This is a genomic window from Rhizobium sp. A37_96, assembly GCF_053521765.1.
The window spans coordinates 164,734-183,298 of record NZ_JBNWDS010000014.1 but is presented as its reverse complement, the minus strand read 5'-3'; the positions used below and the strand labels follow the sequence as shown (position 1 = coordinate 183,298).

15 protein-coding genes and 1 pseudogene are annotated in these 18,565 nt (G+C 62.6%); 9 read left to right on the top strand and 7 right to left on the bottom strand.

Annotation, left to right across the window (positions count from 1 at the left end):
- The 4 genes and pseudogenes from ACQZ6J_RS27315 to ACQZ6J_RS27300 all read right to left on the bottom strand — a co-directional run.
- Positions 1-226: pseudogene (locus ACQZ6J_RS27315) on the bottom strand (HlyD family secretion protein); the annotation flags it as partial.
- A 529-nt stretch (positions 227-755) separates the two neighbouring features.
- Positions 756-2,153 (bottom strand): ATP-binding protein, encoded by a 1,398-nt coding sequence (locus ACQZ6J_RS27310; RefSeq protein ID WP_449086425.1) that lies wholly within the window; start codon positions 2,151-2,153, stop codon positions 756-758.
- On the bottom strand, positions 2,150-2,821 hold the full coding sequence (locus ACQZ6J_RS27305) for a response regulator transcription factor (protein WP_163988476.1): 672 nt from the start codon (positions 2,819-2,821) through the stop codon (positions 2,150-2,152). Before ACQZ6J_RS27305 ends, ACQZ6J_RS27310 begins: the two co-directional genes overlap by 4 nt.
- Before the next feature lie 2 nt (positions 2,822-2,823).
- Positions 2,824-3,060, bottom strand: coding sequence for a PepSY domain-containing protein (locus ACQZ6J_RS27300; protein ID WP_163988474.1), 237 nt, complete (start codon positions 3,058-3,060; stop codon positions 2,824-2,826).
- A gap of 258 nt (positions 3,061-3,318) precedes the next feature.
- On the opposite strand from ACQZ6J_RS27300, the gene ACQZ6J_RS27295 reads away from it, so the two are divergent.
- Both ACQZ6J_RS27295 and ACQZ6J_RS27290 read left to right on the top strand, forming a co-directional pair.
- Positions 3,319-7,365 carry a Pls/PosA family non-ribosomal peptide synthetase gene (locus tag ACQZ6J_RS27295; protein ID WP_449086424.1) on the top strand — a complete coding sequence of 1,349 codons (4,047 nt, stop codon included), beginning with the start codon at positions 3,319-3,321 and terminating at the stop codon, positions 7,363-7,365.
- An 8-nt stretch (positions 7,366-7,373) separates the two neighbouring features.
- The gene (locus tag ACQZ6J_RS27290; protein ID WP_449086423.1) at positions 7,374-7,991 is read left to right on the top strand and encodes a 4'-phosphopantetheinyl transferase family protein; all 618 of its coding nucleotides are present in this window, start codon (positions 7,374-7,376) and stop codon (positions 7,989-7,991) included.
- Between the two features lie 55 nt (positions 7,992-8,046).
- Here ACQZ6J_RS27290 and ACQZ6J_RS27285 read toward each other — a convergent pair whose 3' ends face one another.
- Positions 8,047-8,541: an Lrp/AsnC family transcriptional regulator gene (locus tag ACQZ6J_RS27285; protein WP_163988471.1), complete on the bottom strand. Its 495-nt coding sequence runs from the start codon at positions 8,539-8,541 to the stop codon at positions 8,047-8,049.
- 126 nt (positions 8,542-8,667) lie between these two features.
- Between ACQZ6J_RS27285 and ACQZ6J_RS27280 the strand changes: the two genes are divergently transcribed.
- Positions 8,668-11,079, top strand: a complete 2,412-nt coding sequence (locus tag ACQZ6J_RS27280; RefSeq protein ID WP_449086422.1) for a transketolase-like TK C-terminal-containing protein — start codon at positions 8,668-8,670, stop codon at positions 11,077-11,079.
- Between the two features lie 69 nt (positions 11,080-11,148).
- Here ACQZ6J_RS27280 and ACQZ6J_RS27275 read toward each other — a convergent pair whose 3' ends face one another.
- Together ACQZ6J_RS27275 and ACQZ6J_RS27270 are read right to left on the bottom strand one after the other, a co-directional pair.
- Positions 11,149-11,826, bottom strand: coding sequence for a phosphoribosylanthranilate isomerase (locus ACQZ6J_RS27275; RefSeq protein ID WP_449086421.1), 678 nt, complete (start codon positions 11,824-11,826; stop codon positions 11,149-11,151).
- 20 nt (positions 11,827-11,846) lie between these two features.
- Positions 11,847-12,701, bottom strand: coding sequence for a MurR/RpiR family transcriptional regulator (locus ACQZ6J_RS27270; RefSeq protein ID WP_163988468.1), 855 nt, complete (start codon positions 12,699-12,701; stop codon positions 11,847-11,849).
- 151 nt (positions 12,702-12,852) lie between these two features.
- On the opposite strand from ACQZ6J_RS27270, the gene ACQZ6J_RS27265 reads away from it, so the two are divergent.
- From ACQZ6J_RS27265 to ACQZ6J_RS27240, 6 genes are all read left to right on the top strand, one after another.
- The gene (locus ACQZ6J_RS27265; protein ID WP_449086420.1) at positions 12,853-14,103 is read left to right on the top strand and encodes an ABC transporter substrate-binding protein; all 1,251 of its coding nucleotides are present in this window, start codon (positions 12,853-12,855) and stop codon (positions 14,101-14,103) included.
- A gap of 76 nt (positions 14,104-14,179) precedes the next feature.
- Positions 14,180-15,070, top strand: a complete 891-nt coding sequence (locus ACQZ6J_RS27260) for a carbohydrate ABC transporter permease (RefSeq protein ID WP_449086419.1) — start codon at positions 14,180-14,182, stop codon at positions 15,068-15,070.
- A complete protein-coding gene (locus ACQZ6J_RS27255) occupies positions 15,067-15,906 on the top strand; it encodes a carbohydrate ABC transporter permease (protein WP_449086418.1) in 840 nt (279 codons plus the stop codon). The genes ACQZ6J_RS27260 and ACQZ6J_RS27255 overlap by 4 nt, the downstream gene beginning before the upstream one ends.
- 31 nt (positions 15,907-15,937) lie before the next feature.
- Entirely contained in the window at positions 15,938-17,140 is a 1,203-nt protein-coding gene (locus ACQZ6J_RS27250; RefSeq protein WP_449086417.1) for a trans-sulfuration enzyme family protein, read from the top strand.
- 11 nt (positions 17,141-17,151) lie between these two features.
- Complete coding sequence (locus ACQZ6J_RS27245) at positions 17,152-18,087, top strand: carbohydrate kinase family protein (RefSeq protein ID WP_163988464.1); 936 nt, start codon at positions 17,152-17,154, stop codon at positions 18,085-18,087.
- A 264-nt stretch (positions 18,088-18,351) separates the two neighbouring features.
- A complete protein-coding gene (locus tag ACQZ6J_RS27240) occupies positions 18,352-18,480 on the top strand; it encodes a hypothetical protein (protein ID WP_281411057.1) in 129 nt (42 codons plus the stop codon).
- Positions 18,481-18,565: the final 85 nt, after the last annotated feature.

Here is an 18,565-nt window from a genome sequence, read left to right as displayed (position 1 = left end):
ATTCGATGAAACGCCCCACCGTCCAGTAGCGATAGCCAAAATCCCCGCCAACCCCAACAACAGCAACCAACGCCGCAATGAGGAGGCTCCGCTTGAGGACGGACGTCTCGACCTTCGCCGGCACGGCAAGCGCGATCTCCTGGGCCGCCACCGATGGGGTTTCCCTGATCTTGCCATCAGCTTTTGCAGAGGTCTCGAAGGCGTCCTTGCGCGGCAGCTCAACCATTTTCATTCTCCCATGGCAGGTGCGATTGCACCGTCTCTTCATCGATCCGCTCGTCGAACGGTTCGCCGAGCAGCGCAATCGGATAATCTGATAGAGCAGACCGGCGGTCGGTTATTTTACGATCGGGCCATCGCGCCCTCCTCGCCATGTTTCGTGTCCTAGTTCTCCAATAATTGTCCCGGTTCGACCGGCTGGCAGCAGTCGAAAGCCTGGATATCGAGCCTGTCGGCCAAGAATCGGATCGGACGGCGTCGGATGGATCGCTGGAACCGGAGGAGTGCCGGGCTTCGTGGCTTTGCAAGGAAATGGATCGCGAAATCGCAAAGCTCATGCCGCCCGCACCCGGTTCAACGCGGATCGTCGTTTTCCCGGGACATCTCAGCCCTGGTCTTCGCGAAATGCCTATTGACCCCTATTCGCGCAACGGCTTCTTGCGGCGCTGTGTCGCCGGACGGGGCGAAACCTGCGCTTCTGAAGACATGACCGGGGCAAGGAGAGCAAGCACCCGACGGGCCTTTGTCGGCTCGGCCTAATCGTCCAGCGCTGCCTGCCTGTCCTTGATCAGTCGCACCGGCAGGTTGACCGTGACCGACAATCCGCCGAGGTCGGAGCGGGCGAGCGTCAGCTTGCCGTCATAGGCCTCCACGAGATCCTTCGCGATGGCGAGGCCGAAACCGGTGCCTGCGACACTTTCGTCGAGCCGCCTGCCACGGCGGATGAAGGCGATCTCCGCGTCCTCCGGCAAGCCCGGGCCATCGTCTTCGATGAGCAATTCCGCGCCTTCGTGCTCGGGCAACAGCGACAGGCGGACCTTGACCCTGCCCGCCGCCCATTTGCGGGCATTGTCGATCAGATTGCCGGTGATGTCGGCGAAATCGGCTTCGTCGATCGCCAGCCACATCTCGCCCGGTGCGACGAGATCGAACTCGATCTCGCGTTCGACAGACAGGCGCCGCATGACCGAAATGATCTTCTGGAGGTCGGCGCTGGCGTTCAGGACGCCCACGGTATGGGCGGCCGCCAGGCTTGCGCGGGTTTGCGCCAGGGTTCGCTTGATCTGCGCCTCCATGCGGCTGACTTCCGCCTGAATCGCCGCCGCCCGCTCCGACATGCCCTCTTCCGAAAGCATGCGCGCCGTCGCCTCGAGCGCGGCCAGCGGCGTCTTCAGGCCGTGCGCCAGGTCGCCGGCGCGGGCGCGGGCCTGCGTCAATTGCGTCTCACGCGACGCCAGAAGACCGTTGAGGTCGTCCACGAGAGGCTGGACCTCGCGCGGAAACTGGCCGGTGATCTTGCGGGCGGATCGTTCCTGCACCGCCATCAGGGCCGTGCGAAGATCGTTCAGCGGCCGCAAGCCGTATCGCAGGAACGCGATGACCGCCGCAATCAGGGCAACCGACAAGACGCCGAGCGAGGGTGCCATGGCATAAAAGAAGCGCCAGCGCGCCGGCGCAAGCTCGCTATTGTCGAGCGCCATCACGATGTCGACGATCTGATCGCCCGCGGCCGAAGGGATGGAAATGGACCGCTCGACGGCGAGAAGATGGCTGCCGTTCGGCCCTTTCATGTCGGTCGCCCGACCGGCGTCGCGAGGGCGGGAGCGGGAACGTAGCCATGGCAGGTTCTGCTCCCAGAGCGATTGCGACCGCAGCTCGACGTTGCCGCTGCGCCCGATCTGCCAATAGAAACCGCCATTCGGGATACCGAAACGGGGATCCGTCGGCGTATCGTCGAGAAAGAGCTGGTTGGATGAGTTGATATCGACAGCGGCCAGCAGGACGCGCAGTTCCTCGTCTATCTCGGAGAGCGCGAGCGCCCTGACGGCCAGCCCCGAAATCGCATTGATGCCGACGCCGGCGAGAAAGGTTGCAACGATGATCGCTACCGCGGAACCCAGCAGCAACCGTCCCCGCAATGAAAACGGCGTCATGACGGAGGCGCCTCGCGCGGAATGACATAGCCCTGCCCGCGCCGGGTCTCGATGACGGTCCCATCGAATTTGCGCCGCAGACGCGCGACGACGACCTCAAGCGCGTTCGACAGAAGCTCCGTTTCCTCGTCATAGATGCTGTCGGCAATCTGCGAGCGCGACAGGACGGTGCCGGCATTGTGCATCAGATAAGCGAGAAGCCGGTATTCGAGCGCCGTGACCTGAACCGGCTGACCGCGAAACGAGACCGTGCGTTGACGGGTATCGAGTTCGAGGACGCCATTGGACAGGATCGGGGACGATTGCCCGGTCGCACGCCGCATCAGGGCACGCACGCGCGCCAGAAGCTCCTCCATCCGGAACGGCTTGGTCAGATAATCGTCGGCGCCGGCATCCATGCCGTCGACCTTGTCGCGCCATCCGTCCCTGGCCGTCAGGATGATTACCGGCATGCCGCGACGCTCGGCGCGCCAGCGCCGCAACACCGTCAGCCCATCGAGCTTCGGAAGTCCGAGATCGAGAATCACAAGGTCGAAATGCTCGATGTCGCCACGATACCAGGCCTCTTCGCCGTTGCTGACCGTGGAGACGATGTAATGCTGGTCCTCCAGGCAGCGGCGCATGTCCGCTACGATGCTGGGCTCGTCCTCCGCAATCAGAATGCGCATCGTCAGCGTCTCTCGATCACGGCAAGCGAAGCGCCATCGAGCACGATATCGCCGCGTTTGCCGTCGGCTTTCAGCACGCGCACGGCATAGGCCTGACGCCCGGCCCGGCGAACCCGCTTGATTCGCAGCACCCGGCCCGGCATTTCGCGGGCGACAACGGCATAGATATCACGCAAGGGCCGCAGCGTGCCGGTATCCTCCACCAGGACGCTGCTATGCGAACGGGCGGATGCTTCCATGCCTATGCAACTCAGCAAAGCCGTTACCAAGATAACGGATAGCCGGCGGGGCCGGTCGGCTCTTCGCCCGATTATGCGCAACGATGTTCATCCTTCTTCCGAGATTGCACGCAGGCCGTGTCCCGCACCGCTCAAGCATAACTTTCTCAACATTACAATTCCCTGACAACCCCCGTAAGAGAGCTGCAAATTGAAAGGTGTATAAGCGTTGGCAGATGGCACGCTGATTGTGCCGAGTTTCGTTTTGCAGAAGTTACCATGACTATCCAGATTTCGTCGATTACCTCCAATGCCAGCCTCTCCGTATTTTCGGGCAGCATTCGACCCGAATTTGTTCGCAACGAAACCCTCGTGGACATATTCAAGGCGACGGTTGCCCGCAGCCCCGACAAGGCGGCGCTCGTTCTGATCGGAACCGACCAGGCGATGAGCTATGCCGAGCTGGACCGGTTGTCCGACGAGGCAGCGCGCGCGCTGAGCCGCCGGGGTATCGGCCCCGGCGATTTCGTCGGCCTGTGGTTCCAGCGCTCGCTCGAGCTTCACGTCGCGCTTCTCGCTATCCTCAAGGCCGGCGCCGCCTATATTCCTTTCGATGCCGCCGCTCCTGCGGACCGCGTTGCCGTCAGCCTGGCCGATTGCGGCGCGAAATGGCTGCTGACGCATGACGAAAAGGCGGCCCTTGCCCCTGCCTTCGATGGCCAGACCCTTCTCCTCACGTCGCTGCTTGCCGAGGACAATGCGGATGTCGTTCCGCGCGCCGCCGGCAACGACGACCCCGCCTACGCGATCTATACTTCCGGCTCCACCGGCAAGCCGAAAGGCATCGTCATCACGCACCGGAACATCTGCCACTATCTGAGGGCAGGTAACGACGTTCTGGGTCTCGTCGAATCGGACGTCGTTCTTCAGCAGGCTTCCGTTGCCTTCGATCTTTCTCTCGAGGAAATATTCGTTCCCTATCTGGTCGGCGCCACCCTGAAGGTCGCGACGCCGGCGGTGATGGCGGAGCTCGACCGGCTCGCGGATGTGCTGGAAGCGGAAAAGATCACGGTCATCGACACCGTCCCGACGCTGCTCACCATGCTGGAACGCGACGTCGAAAGCCTGCGCGTCATCATCGTCGGCGGCGAAGCGTGCCCGCCGGCAATCGTCAGCCGTTTCTCCAAACCCGGCCGGCGCCTGATCAATACCTACGGCCCGACAGAGACGACGGTGGTCGCCACCTATGCCGAACTCGACCCCTCGCGGCCGATCACGATCGGCTGCCCGATCGCCAACACAACCGCCTATGTCGTCGACGAAAACCTGCAGCTGGTCGCGCGCGGCGATACCGGCGAACTGCTGATCGGCGGCCCGGGCGTGGCTGCCGGCTACCGGAACCTGCCGCAGCTGACCTCCGCGAAGTTCATTGCCAATCCCTTCGTCGCCAATGGCGACCCGGTGCTCTACCGCAGCGGCGACGCTGTTTTGATGGATGAGGAAGGCGAGCTTCACTTCCTCGGGCGCATCGACGATCAGGTCAAGATACGCGGCTATCGCATCGAGCTCGGCGAGATCGAAACGGTCGTCGGCGAGCTTGCGGACGTGAAGGCAGCCTCCGTGGTCGTCCATCGGCCGCCGGACGGCGAGGACATGCTGGTCGCGCATATCGTGACCGCGGGCAACAATTTCGATCGCGAAAAGGCGCGCGCCGTTCTGGCCGCCAAGCTGCCGCCCTACATGGTGCCCGCCGCCTGGCACAGCCATGTGTCTCTGCCGCGCCTGCCCTCGGGCAAGATCGACAGAAAGACGCTTGCCGCCATCCCGCTGGCAACCGATCAGTCGACCCAGGCACAGGAGCCGCCGCGCACCTGGACCGAAGCCCAGCTGCTGAAGGCCGCGACCGAGGCGCTTCGCCTGCGCTCCATCAGCTTCGAAGCCGATTTCTTCACCGAGCTCGGCGGTCACTCCATGCTCGCTGCCCGGTTCGTATCCGAAGTCCGCAAGATCCCGCTGCTGGCGGGAATTGCCTTGCGGGACGTCTATGCCGGCCGCACGCTGCGGGGTATCGCCGCAATTCTGGAACAGCGGACCGAACGCAGCACCTCCGGGCAGGAGCGCAAGAATTTCGAGCCGGCTCCCTGGCGCCGGCGCTTCCTCTGCGGTCTGGCCCAGGCCGTGGTGCTGCCTTTCATCGTCGCGCTTGCGACCCTGCAATGGATCGGCCTGCTTTTGGCTTCGATCCTGCTGATCGGTGATGGCGCATCGGTCTGGAGCGAAGTCCTTATTCTTGGGGGCGTCTACCTCGGCCTCAACCTCGGCGAAAAGCTGATGGTCGTCGCGCTCAAATGGCTCGTCATCGGCCGCACGCGTCCCGGTGTCTATCCGTTGTGGGGCACCTATTATTTCCGCATCTGGCTGATGCAGCGCATCGTTCAGCTCACCGCTCCGAAATTCCTCAAGGGCTCGCCGCTGATCCGCGTCTATATGCGCGCGCTTGGGGCGCAGGTCGGTCAGGACGCGATGATCGATGAATTCGAAGAGGGTGCAATCGACCTGGTGCGCGTCGGCGCAAGATCCAGCCTCGGCGTCAAGCTGAAGCTCGCCAACGTCGAGGTCATCGGCAACGAGATCCATGTCGGCACGATCGACATCGGCGAAGGCGTGCAGATCGGCAATGGTTGCGTCATCGGCCACAACGTCAAGATCGGCGACGGCGCCGTCATCGGCGACCTGACGGCGCTTGCCGCCGGCACCAAGGTCGAAGCCCATACCCGCTGGGACGGTTCGCCGGCACGCCTGACAGGCGACGCGGAACATGAGGAGATGCCTGCCCATCCGGAGCTGAGCACCGTCGGCCGGGCGTTCCAGTTCGCCGCCTATTTCGTCGCCTACAATCTCAGCCTTGTCGTCGGCCTTCTGCCGATCTTCCCGGCCTTCTTCCTGTTTACAGCTGTCCAGCAGATGTTCTCGCCGGGCACCGATGAGCCTTTGTCCTGGGGGATGATCGCCGCGCTTTCCTGGCCGGCCTCGCTGCTGCTGATCGTCATATCCATGGCCGTCGTCGTGGCGCTGCGGTGGGTGCTGCTGCCCCGCGTCGTACCGGGCCGCTACTCGATCTTCGGCAATCTCTATTTCCGCAAATGGGTCGTCGGCCTGACGACCGAGGCGATGCTCGAAACGCTGAACTCGCTCTATGCCACCGTCTTCATGCGCAACTGGTATCGCCTGATGGGCGCCAAGATCGGCAAGGGCACGGAGATCTCCGCAAACTTCGCCGGCCGCTACGACCTCATCGAGATGGGCCGCGACAACTTCATCGGCGACGAGACCATTTTCGGCGACGAGGAAATCCAGAACGGCTGGATGGTGCTCAAGCGCCTGAAGACCGGCGACCGCTGCTTCTTCGGCAACTCCTCCGTCATCTCGCAGGGCGCGGTGATCGAGAGCGACTCGCTGGTCGGCATCAAGACGCGCCTGCCCGACTCCATGCACGTCAAGGCTGGCGAGACCTGGTGCGGCAGCCCGGCCTTCCAGTTCCCGACGCGCGAAAGGCTGCAGGCCGCGGCCACGGCCACATATGCCCCGCCTTTGCGCATGCGCCTCGTCCGCATCCTGTTCGAGGCCATGCATACCTCCCTGCCGACGGCTATCCTGATCGTCATGGCGCTTGTCATGTCGGACATGCTGGCGGATGCGATCGATGAAGGCGCCTGGGGCACGCTGTTCTGGACGCTGATGGCATCCGGTCTGGCAACCTCGGGCATCCTCTATCTGGTCGCCGTCGCTTTCAAGTGGACCCTGATCGGCACCTATAAGCCCATGAACCGGCCGATGTGGTCCTGGTGGGCGATGCGCACCGAGGCCGTCGCGGTCTTCTATGGCGGCCTTGCCAGCAAGATGCTGCTCGACTATCTGCGCGGCACGCCCTTCCTGCCCTGGCTCCTGCGTCCCTTCGGCACCAAGATCGGCCGTGGCACATGGATCAACAGCACCGATATCTGCGAGTTCGACTGCACCCATATCGGCGACCATGCCGTCCTCAACATGGGATCGTGCCCGCAAACCCATCTCTATGAGGACCGCATCATGAAGGTGGGCAGCATCAAGATCGGCGAAGGCGTGTCCATAGGTTCCGGCAGCACGGTTCTTTACGAAGCCAATGTCGGCGACTTCGCCGAGATCGGGCTTCTGACCCTGGTCATGAAGGGCGAGGCCATTCCGCAGGGAACGTCATGGGTCGGCACGCCCGCCCAGGCCGTTCAAGCCGAGCAGGAACCTGCGCCCGTCGTTCAAAAGGAAGCCCTGCCCTCCGCGGCGGCATGAGCGCCGGCGTGATAACGCCTCGTTTCGAGCTTGTCCTGACGGTTGCAGATGCGATCGCCGTCCTTGTCCGCCCGGCTCCGGGCGGACGGGAAGCGCGGGACGAAGCAGCCCAAGCCGCGCTGAGAAGCGCTGCGCAGCGGGATGATCTTTTCATCTATCGTCGGCCAAGCGATCGCCCAGCGCTGAAACCTCCCTATCATGAACTGGGCGCCTCCCTTTCGCATCGTGCCGACCTGCTGCTGGCAGGCTTCTCGCCTGACACAGCGGTCGGTGTCGATATCGAGATAGAAGACAGTCATGATTTCGATCCGGTCGCCTTTGCCGCCGATCATTTCTCAAAAGGCGAGGCAGCGGCGATCGCCGCGTTGGATACCCCGGCCGCCCTGGACGCCTGCTATCGCCTGTGGGTTGCCAAGGAAGCGGCGTTGAAGATCAGCGGCCGCGGCATTTTCGACGGGCTGGACGAACCCGATCTGGCGAATCAGCTGCATCTTGTCCGCATCGATGGTGCGGCCGTTCAGCTGGAAGCCGGATCGCGGCTGCCGCCGATCGCGCTATCCGTCACCCGGCTTGCCGGAACGACAGACCGGCCGGTCTATTGTGCCCTTGCCCGTGATTTGAGCTGACCGGCAGCGGCGATGCGGCCGCGCGATGCGATCGACCCATCGAGCACGGCGGGCCTCAAGTTCTCGATTTCAAATGATCGGTCGGAAGCGCCGTCGTATATTTGATCTGGCTGAGCGCGAAACTCGAGCGGATATTGGCGACGCCGGGAATGCGGGTGAGGAAATCGACCACCAACGCCTGGAACTTCATCAGATCCTCGACCACCACCCTCAGCATATAGTCGGCCTCGCCCGTCATCAGATAGCATTCGACGATTTCCGGTTTCGTCCGGATCGCGGCGTTGAAGACATCGAGCGATTCCCGGTCCTGCTGCTTGAGGGAGACCTGCACGAAGACGTTCACGGCAAGCCCAAGCGATTGCGCGTCGACAAGGGCTACGGAGCCTTTGATGAGGCCGCTTTCCTTGAGTTCGTTGACCCGCCGCCAGCAGGGAGAGGCCGAAAGGCCCGTCGCCTCGGCCAGGTCCGAAATGCTCATTTCGGCATTCTGCTGCAGGAGATCGAGGATCCGGATGGACGCTGCGTCGAGGGGGGATTTGAGAGCAGGCATAATTGACCGACGAGAGAGGATTTTTCGAAAGAAGATTTCGCATTTTCCAAATTCAGGGTCAACTGAGACCAGTTTAATCTCGAATTCAGGTGTAGCATTTCGCCGGGACTGACCTGGAGGAGACGAATGACGATGACTGCGCCGGCCATAACGCCAGCAACGCTGGCATGCCTGAAAGACTTGGAGCGACAGGTTCTTTGGCATGCCTGCTGGATGATCCACAACGCCAACCATTTGCGCGCCAAGGGAGAGGTCAAGGTCGGCGGCCATCAGGCCTCCTCCGCGTCGCTGGCCTCGATCATGACGGCGCTCTATTTCCATGTCCTGCGGCCGGAAGACCGCGTCGCCGTCAAGCCCCACGCCTCACCCGTTTTCCATGGCATCCAGTATCTGATGGGCAATCAGACACGGGAGAAGCTTGAGAATTTTCGCGGTTTCGGCGGCGCGCAATCCTATCCCAGCCGCACCAAGGATATCGACGACGTCGATTTTTCCACCGGCTCCGTCGGGCTTGGCGTCGCCATGACAGCCTTTGCCTCGATCGTACAGGACTATATCGCCGCAAAACCATGGTCCAAGACGCGACCGGGCGGGCGCATGGTTGCGCTGGTCGGCGATGCAGAGCTTGATGAGGGAAATATCTACGAATGCCTGCAGGAAGGCTGGAAGCACGATCTGCGCAATACCTGGTGGGTGATCGACTACAACAGGCAGAGCCTCGACGGCGTGGTGCGCGAAGGGTTGTGGCAGCGCATCGAAGGCATATTCACGGCTTTCGGCTGGGACGTGAAGGTGATGAAGTACGGCGTGCTTCAAGAAGCCGCCTTCCAGGAACCCGGTGGCGACGCTTTACGCGGCTGGATCGATCGTTGTCCGAACCAGCTCTATTCGGCGCTGACCTTCCAGGGCGGCAGCGCCTGGCGCAAGCGGCTGACCGACGAAATCGGCGCAGAACCCGGCGTTGCCGATCTTCTTGGCGCTCGCAGCGATGAACAGCTCTCCGATCTCATGAACAATCTTGGCGGACATTGCCTCGAAACGCTGATCCGCACCTTCGAAAGCATCGACCACGACCGGCCGACCGTCTTCCTTGCCTATACGATCAAAGGCTGGGGCACGCCGCTTGCCGGGCACAAGGACAACCATGCCGGCCTGATGACCAAGGCGCAGATGGAAGCCTTCCAGAACCGCATCGGCGTCAAAGAGGGCAAGGAGTGGGAGATATTCGGCGCGATCCCCGCCCCCGAGCCGGTGCGCCGCTTCCTTGCGACCGTGCCGTTCTTTGCCGAGGGCAGGCGCCGTTTCAAGGCTCCCGCCCTGCCCTCCTCCGGTCCTGTCTTCCTCGAAGACCGCGAGCTGTCGACGCAGGCGGGCTTCGGCAAGATCCTCGATGCGCTCGCCCAGCGGGACGATGCCCTTTCGGCGCGCATCGTCACCACGGCGCCGGACGTCACCGTCTCCACCAATCTCGGCCCATGGGTCAATCGCCGCGGGCTGTTCGCGCGCGAGCAGCTGGCCGATACGTTCCGCGACGAGCGCGTGCCATCAGCGCAGAAATGGGAATTCGGGCCGACCGGCCAGCATATCGAGCTCGGCATCGCCGAAATGAACCTCTTTCTGCTGTTGGGCGCCGCCGGTCTCTCCCATTCGCTGTTCGGGGAACGCCTGCTGCCGATCGGCACGGTCTACGATCCCTTCGTCGCCCGCGGCCTCGATGCCCTGAACTATGCCTGCTATCAGGATGCCCGTTTCATGATCGTCGGCACGCCTTCGGGCGCGACGCTGGCGCCGGAAGGCGGCGCGCACCAGTCGATAGGATCGCAGCTCATCGGCATGAGCCAGGACGGACTTGCGAGCTTCGAGCCGGCCTTCCTCGACGAACTGTCCGTCATCATGGGCTGGGCATTCGACTACATGCAGCGCGATGGCGAGGCAAAGCACGATGAGCGCACATGGCTGCGCGACGAGACGGGCGGCTCTGTCTATCTGCGCCTGACGACGCGGCCGCTGGAGCAAGTCGCGATCCGGCGGGAGGACCCTGTTTTCCGGCAGGGTGTGATCGATGGCGCCTACTGGCTGCGCCCGCCGTCCGCCCGCACGCGCATCGTGCTTGCCTATCAGGGCTGCGTCGCGCCGGAAGTGCTGATGGCGGCTGGACAGCTTGCGGAAGCGCATGGCGATATCGCCGTACTGGCGGTCACTTCGGCCGACCGGCTGAATGCCGGCTGGACAGCCGCGCAGCGCGCCCGCCGGCACGGCCACGCCTCGGCCTTCAGCCATGTGGAAACGCTGCTCGCCGCCGTTTCCCGTACCGCGAACCTGATCACCGTGACCGACGGGCACCCCGCAACGCTCGGCTGGCTCGGCTCCGTCCATGGCCACAGGACCGTGTCGCTCGGTGTCGAGCACTTCGGCCAGACCGGCACGATCGCCGATCTCTATGCCCATTTCGGGATCGATACGCACGCAATCATGGAGGCGGCCGAATCCCTGATGCGCGGAGATGCCGCCATGCAGATGCGGATGGGGGCAGCCTGACGCCGCGTCGATACGAAAATGGGGCGGCGCTTCCCGCACCGCCCCTTTCTCATGGCCGCCCGGCTTTGCTCAGTTGACCTTGGCGGCCTTTACGAAGGCGGCGATCTTGTCGATATCCTTGCGGAAGCCACCGTCGGGCAGCGGCTTGTTGGTATGCGTCAGCGAATCCACGGCCCATGGCTGAACGGCGGCGATGGCGGCCTGGACATTGTCCGGTCCGAGCCCGCCCGCCAGGATGACGGGCAGCTTGCTGCGCTTGACGATTTCGCGGCTCAGCGACCAGTCATGGGTCACGCCGGCGGCACCGATGCCGTCGATGTGGGCTGCGACCGAATCGAGGATGAAGGAATCCGCATAGGGCTCGAAAGCGGCGGCATGATCGAGCGCTTCCGGCCCGGTCATGGGGATGGCCTGCAGGATCTGCAGACCGGGATAAAGCGGCAGCAGGCGCTCGCGCAGCTGGCGCACACGCTCCGGCGTCACCAGCCTGATGTCTCCGCATAGATGCAGCACGTCCGGACGCACCGAGCCGACCATGTCGGCGATAAGACCGAGGTCGCTTTCGACGGACAATGCCACGCGCCGGGCCTTGCCTTTCAGCGCATCGACGATTTCCCGGGCCGTCTCGAAACTGATTTCGCCCGGGAGACCGCGATTGGACGGCGTCACGCCGAGATAATCCACGCCGGCAGCAGCAGCTGCCAGGGCTTCGGAGACGGTCTGCATCGTATAGATTTGAACTTTCACGGAAGTACCTGTTTCAATGACTAGATCGATTTTGGAAGTATGGCGTTGACCATGCGTTCCTCGGTAAGCTGAGCCCGCTCGGTGTTGCGTGCGACCAGGGCGGAATAGAGGGCGTCGATAAGAGCCATCTGGGCAATCTGTGCCGCCATCGGCTCGCTGCCCTGCTCATGAGAAACGCTGACGAGTACGACATCGGCCAACCGCGCGAGCGGCGAGGCGCTGTTGCCGGTAATACAGAGCGTTGCGGCTCCTCGAGATTTTGCTTCCTGAAGGATCAGCACGGGATCGCTGGTAATGCCGGAATAGGAGATGACCACAACGAGGTCTCCCGGCCCGGTGAGCGCCGAATGCATGATCTGCAATTGTGAATCGACGGGCGCGTCGCAACGGAGCCCGAGACGAACGCAGCGCTGATAAAGCGCCTGCGCGACGATGCCCGAGCCGCCGACGCCGCCGACAAGGATATGCCGCGCGCCCGCAATCAGATCGAGCGCCTTCGTGAACGTCGTCTCGTCGAGCACGCCCTGGGTATCGCTGACGGCCTGGGCCACGGCGCGAAACAATCGAACGGCGGCCTGAAGGTCGCTGGCCTGCGGCTCGCTGCCGGCTTCGCCGCGCCTGTCGCGCGGCTCCTGCGCCAGCGCCAGTTTGAGATCGGTAAATCCCTCGAAACCGGCTGTACGGCACATGCGCAGCACGGTCGTATCGCTGACATCCGTCGCCTGCGCGATGGCCGACATCGAATTACGGATGGCCGCATCGACATTCTCGAGAACCCACAGCGCCACGCGCCGCTCCGACTCGGACAATTTCGGCAGAACACTTCGCAGCCGGCTGCTGGCTGGGTTCACTGGACCACGCAGGTCAACGGTCATGGTGGTTCTTTCGCTCGCGGACGCTGTCGATGAGAAAGCTAGCATGGCGATGTTGTGGTGTCACTATAGACAATAATTTTTTGTTGTGGCATCACTGCATGACACAGCGGAGGGGCTGTGAACACGTTTCGAGGAGGATGGGGAGGATATCGTGACGCTGAAACGTCTTCTCATGGGCGCAGCCTTGGCGCTTGCGGCATTTCCGGCGATGGCCGGCGAACTGACATTCTGGCATGCCTATGCCGGGCAGCAGGACAAGGTGGATTTCATCAACTTCGCGCTGGGCGAATTCGCCAAGAAGCACCCGGACGTCAAGCTGGACGTGGTGGCCGCGGAACAATCGTCTTACAAGACCAAGCTGAACACCGCGATGGCTTCCGGCAATCCGCCGGACGTGTTCTACACCTTGCCGGGCGGCTTTCTGAACGCCTTCGTCAACGGTGGTCAGATGTATGCGCTGGACCAGGATCTCGCCAAGGACGGCTGGCGTCAGAGCTTCCTTGAAAGCGCCATCGCACAGACCAGCAAGGATGGCCATACCTATGCCGTGCCGGTCGACGTCGATTCCGTCGTCTTCTGGTACAACAAGGCGCTGTTTGCCGAAAAGGGCTGGACGGTCCCCAAGAGCTACGACGAGCTGATGGCTCTCGCCGACAAGATCAAGGCCGATGGCATCGTTCCTTTCGCGCTCGGCAACAAGGATTCCTGGCCAGCCACTTTCTGGTTTCAGTATCTGGAAATGCGCCTGAAGGGCTCCGGCGTGGTCGCTTCCTTCGTCAATGGCGATGCCAAGGCAACCTTCGGCCCGGAAGGTGAAAAGGCCTTCGAGAAGGTCGCCGACATCGCCAGCAAGCAATATTTCCCGACCGGCTTCAACGGCATGAGCGATCAGGAAGCCAACATGCTGTTCCTGAACGGTCAGGCGGCAATGATGCTGAACGGCACTTGGCAGATCGGCGCGTCATCGGATGCGCCGGAAGGCTTCGACCTCGGCTTCTTTGCCTTCCCGACGGTTCAGGGCGGAGCGGGCGACCAGTCCGACGTTCTTGCCGGCGTCGCCGCCTCCTTCGGGATTTCCCAGAAGGCCGAGGACAAGGCGGACGCCGTGACGCTCCTGAAGTTCCTCACTTCGCCCGAGGTGATGACCAAGTATGTGGAGCTGCGCAAGACGATGGTAACCGTCAAGGGCGCCACCACGGAAGCCGCGGCCGGCCCTGTGCTCTACGGCATCAGCAACGGCCTGGTCAGCGCGGCCGGCCATCTCGACTCCTTCTACGACACCGCCATGCCGCCGGCTGCGACCGATACCTACTACACAGCCCTGCAGGGTGTTCTGGATGGCTCCGTCTCACCGGCCGACGCGGCCAAGCGTCTGGAAGACGCGCTGAAGACCGGCAAGTAGGGCTCGAGGCATAAAACGCGACAAGGCCGCCGACCCGTGCGGCGGCCTTCTGCAAACTCGGAAAGCCGGCAGGATCATGAGCACTGACGACCTAGCAAAAAGACACAATCGGGCGGCGCTTCTGTTCCTTTCGCCAGCCCTCTTGTTCGTTTGCGTCTTCGTCGCCTATCCGGTCGCCTATGCCGGCTGGCTGACGCTGTTCCAGTGGGACGGCGCCTCCGCACCGGTCTTCGTCGGCGCAGGCAACATACTGCGTCTCGCCGTCGATTCCGTCTTCTGGGCTTCTCTGGGGCGCAACCTGCTCGTCGCCCTCTCGGCCATCGTCTTCCAGGTGTTCCTGGCGCTGGCGATCGCTTACTGCCTGGTGCGTATCGTTCCCGCCTTCAGCCGGATCTTCCTGTTTTTCTATCTCGTGCCGGTCATGGTGAGCGAGATCTGCATCGGCCTCCTCTGGCGGTTCATGTACAATCCCTATTTCGGGCTTGTGAACGCCGCCCTGAAGCTGGCCGGATTGGATAGTTGGAAGCGCGGCTGGCTCGGCGAATCCGATACCGCCTTCCTGTCCGTCGTCGTGGTCATGAGCTTTACCTATCTCGGGCTCTATGTCCTGCTATTCACCTCCGCGGTGCGCAGCGTGCCCGAAAGCGTCTACGAGGCTGCCGAGATCGACGGCGCCGGCGACTTGCGCAAATTCTTCTCCATCACCATTCCCATGGTCTGGGATGCGGTGCGTGCCAATTCGCTGCTTGCGATCATCGGCTCGCTCAAGACCTTTTCCCTGGTGTTCGTTTTGACCAATGGCGGGCCGAGCCATGCCAGCGAGGTGGTTTCGACCTACCTCTACAAGATGGGCTTCAGCAGTTTCCAGATGGGCTACGCGGCCACGATCGGCTTCGTGCAAATGGTGCTGACGGCCCTGGCCGCCTGGATCGTCTTCCGGTTTCTCAAGCGCAAGGGTGAGGCATGACGACCGCTGTCCGACGCTGGACCCTGACGAACACGATCGTACTTGCCGCCCTGACGCTGCATGTGCTGCTGGTGATCTTTCCCTTCATCTGGATGATCTACAGCACGTTCAAGACCAACAAGGAATTCATGCGCTCGGTCTGGTCGTTTCCCACCAGTCTGAACTTCGATGCCTATACCGGCGCCTGGAGCGGCGGCGCGCTGGGCGGCTATGCGCTCAACTCGCTGATCATCATGGCGGGCTCGACGCTGATCACGGTTTTCCTCTCGACGCTTGCCGGCTACGCGCTCGCCATTTATCGCCCGCGCTGGATGCCGGCGGTGGAGCTTTCGCTGACTGCCGCGATGGCAATCCCCGCCTATGTGGCGCTGGTGCCGCTGGTCGTCATGTTGCGCGGTGCCGGCCTGCTCGACACGCATCTCGGCGTCATACTGCCGACCGCGGCTTTCAACATACCGGTATCGATCTTCATCATGCAGGCCTTCTTCAACACGCTGCCGCGCGAGCTCTTCGACGCAAGCCGCGTCGACGGCGCATCCGAATGGCGCATCTTTCAAAAGATCGCCCTGCCGATCGCTCGCCCAGCCATGTTCACGGTCGGCATCGTCAACATGATCTGGGTCTGGAACGACTTCCTGTTTCCGATGGTCTTCATCAACAATCCCGCACGCAAGACCCTGCCCGTCGGCCTTACCGATTTCGTCGGCGAGCACATCACCAACTACCCCGTGATGCTGGCAGCGATCCTGCTCGCCGCGGTGGCGCCTCTCGTCCTCTTCATCTTCTTCGAACGCCAGATCACGGCCGCGCTCATCGGCGGAGCCGTGAAAGAATGACCTTCGGGTCCGATTTTTCAGGAGAAATGCCATGTCTTCCAAAGATCTCGATTTCGCCAGCCGCGCCGTGTTCTACGAGCCGGAAGAGCATTCGCAATCGATCAGCTATCCGATCTACATGTCGGCCAATTTTCAGTACGGCGGCGATATCTACGACCAGATCGTCGATGGCGCCCGCAAGGAAGTGAACATCTATTCCCGCTGCGGCAATCCGACCGAATACAAGCTCGAGGAGCATATAGCGCAGCTGACCGGCGGCACGGCCTGCCTCGCCACGGCCTCGGGCATGGCGGCAATCTCGCACGCGCTGTTCGGCATCCTGAAAGCAGGCGATCATATCGTCGCGGATCTCACGACCTATTCCAGCACGCATGAATTCTTCGACCACCGCGCCCAGGATTTCGGCCTCAAGGTCAGCCTTGTCGATTGCTCCGATGTGCGCGCCGTCGAAAACGCCTTTACGGACCAGACCAAGGTGCTTTACGTCGAGGCGATCGCCAACCCGACGATGAAGGTTCCGCCGCTGCGCAAGCTGGTGGAGCTTGCCCATAGCCGTGGCATCGTCGTCATCTGCGACAACACCTTCGCCTCGCCGGCCGTCTGCCGTCCGCACGATTTCGGCGTCGACGTCGTGGTCGAAAGCGCCACCAAGTTCATCGGCGGTCACAACGACGCCGTCGGCGGCGTCATCACCCTGAAATCCGATATCTTGCCGGCGGACTGGCTGGAGGACGTGCGCTGGAACACGCTCAACAAACTCGGCGCACCGCTTTCGCCCTTCAATGCGTGGCTGCTCTTGCGCGGAGCGCAGACCCTGGCGCTGCGCCTCGAAAAGCAGTGCGCCAATGCACTGGCGCTCGCCAGGCATCTGGAGGCGCATCCGCGCGTCAAGCGCGTCTTCTATCCCGGCCTGCCCTCCCATCCGAACCATGAAGCAGCCAGCGAACAGCTGCGTGGCGGCGGCGCAATGCTGTCCTTCCAGGTCGATAGCGAGGCGGCGGGCGTGCGCCTGCTCAAGCGGTTGAAGCTGTGCTCCTTCGCAGCCAGCCTCGGCGGATTGCGCACGACCACCCAGGTTCCGGCCACCATGGCCTTCCTCGATATTCCAAGCCAGGAGCGCGAGGCGATGGGCGTGGTCGACGGTCTCGTGCGCTTCTCCGTCGGCATCGAGCATGTCGACGACATCATCGCCGATGTCGATCAGGCCATCGAGCAGATGCATATCGATCTCTGAGGCGCATGAGAATGGCCGTCATCGTCCTGCTCGGCGACATCAATATCGATCTGGTGCTCGATATCCCAGGCTATCCCGCCGAAGGCGGGGAAGCGATCGCCACGGCACAGACGGTGGCGATCGGCGGGTCGGCGACGAATACGGCGATCGCGCTTGCACGCGCCGGGCATGAATGCCGCCTGCTCGGGCGGGTCGGGCAGGATGCATGGGGGAGGCAAGCGCTGTCGGATCTGCAGGCGGCGGGCATTGCGACGCGCTGGATCGGCCAGGATCCGGCCGAACCGACCCAGCTGAACGTTGTCGCAGTCGGCGCCACGGGCGAGCGAACCATGTTTGCCTATCGCGGCGCCAATGCGCAATTGGCGGCCGACATGATCGACGAGGCCGCGTTCGCCGGCGCGGCGCTCTTCCACCTCTCCGGCTACGCGCTGTTGCAACCCCGGCAGGCGGGTGCGGCGCGGAGGGCAATCGACATTGCCGTCCAGAATGCCATTCCGGTCACGCTCGATATTCCGAGCGGCGTGGTGGGCGCCCTGGGAGAAAAGGTGCGATCTCTCCTGCCCAAACTCGACACGATCCTGCTCGCCGACAGCGATCTCGCTCTGCTCCTGGACCGGCCGGCCGGTTCGGACCGAGACAGCCTGATCGCCACGCTGCTGGAACTCGGCGTCAAGCGGGTGGCGATCAAGGGATGCGGCACGGTCTCTCTGCTCCGTCAGGGGAATGTCGAGGACAGCGCGCCATGGTTTCCCGTCGATGTGGTGGACACCGTCGGCGCGGGCGATGCCTTTGCCGCCGGCCACATCCATGGACGCATCGCCGGACTCGGCGGCGCCGATTGCTGCCGTCTCGCCAATGCCTTCGGCGCGGTTGCCGTTACCCGCAAGGGTGCAGGACTGGCCATGCCGACCTGGGGCGAAGTCTCCGATCTGCTGCCTCTCCCCTAAGACACCGGTTCGAGCCGTCGAGGAACGGATGGCTAGCCACCACCATGTATACGAATTTCACGGTCTGCGTTCAGCCGACAGCGTGTTCCCGCAAAGATCAGCCTCCTCGGCCGGGGGGTAGCCCCTGGTCGAAACCGGCGGATATCACGCCACTTAGCAAATCATGGAAAACTAAATTAATATTTAGGAAACTTTATGAAACTTTTCTAAGATTTCGTGATATCATACCCCATTCCTAGAAAATAATTATAACAAGGAGTGGAAATGAATAGTTTTCTTTTTGCCAACACGACACGCCGTTTGACGCGCCTGCTGATCGAGACATCCGTTTTGATCGCCGGAGCAGCCGCCATTCTCAGCTTCGGCCTGCCATCGGTTCACCTTTGGTCATGACCATGTCCAAGCGTCTGAAGCGGTTCGCATGCCCAATCCGCGAGAAGACCGACACTGTCTTCCGGCAGATCACGACTGGCGATGT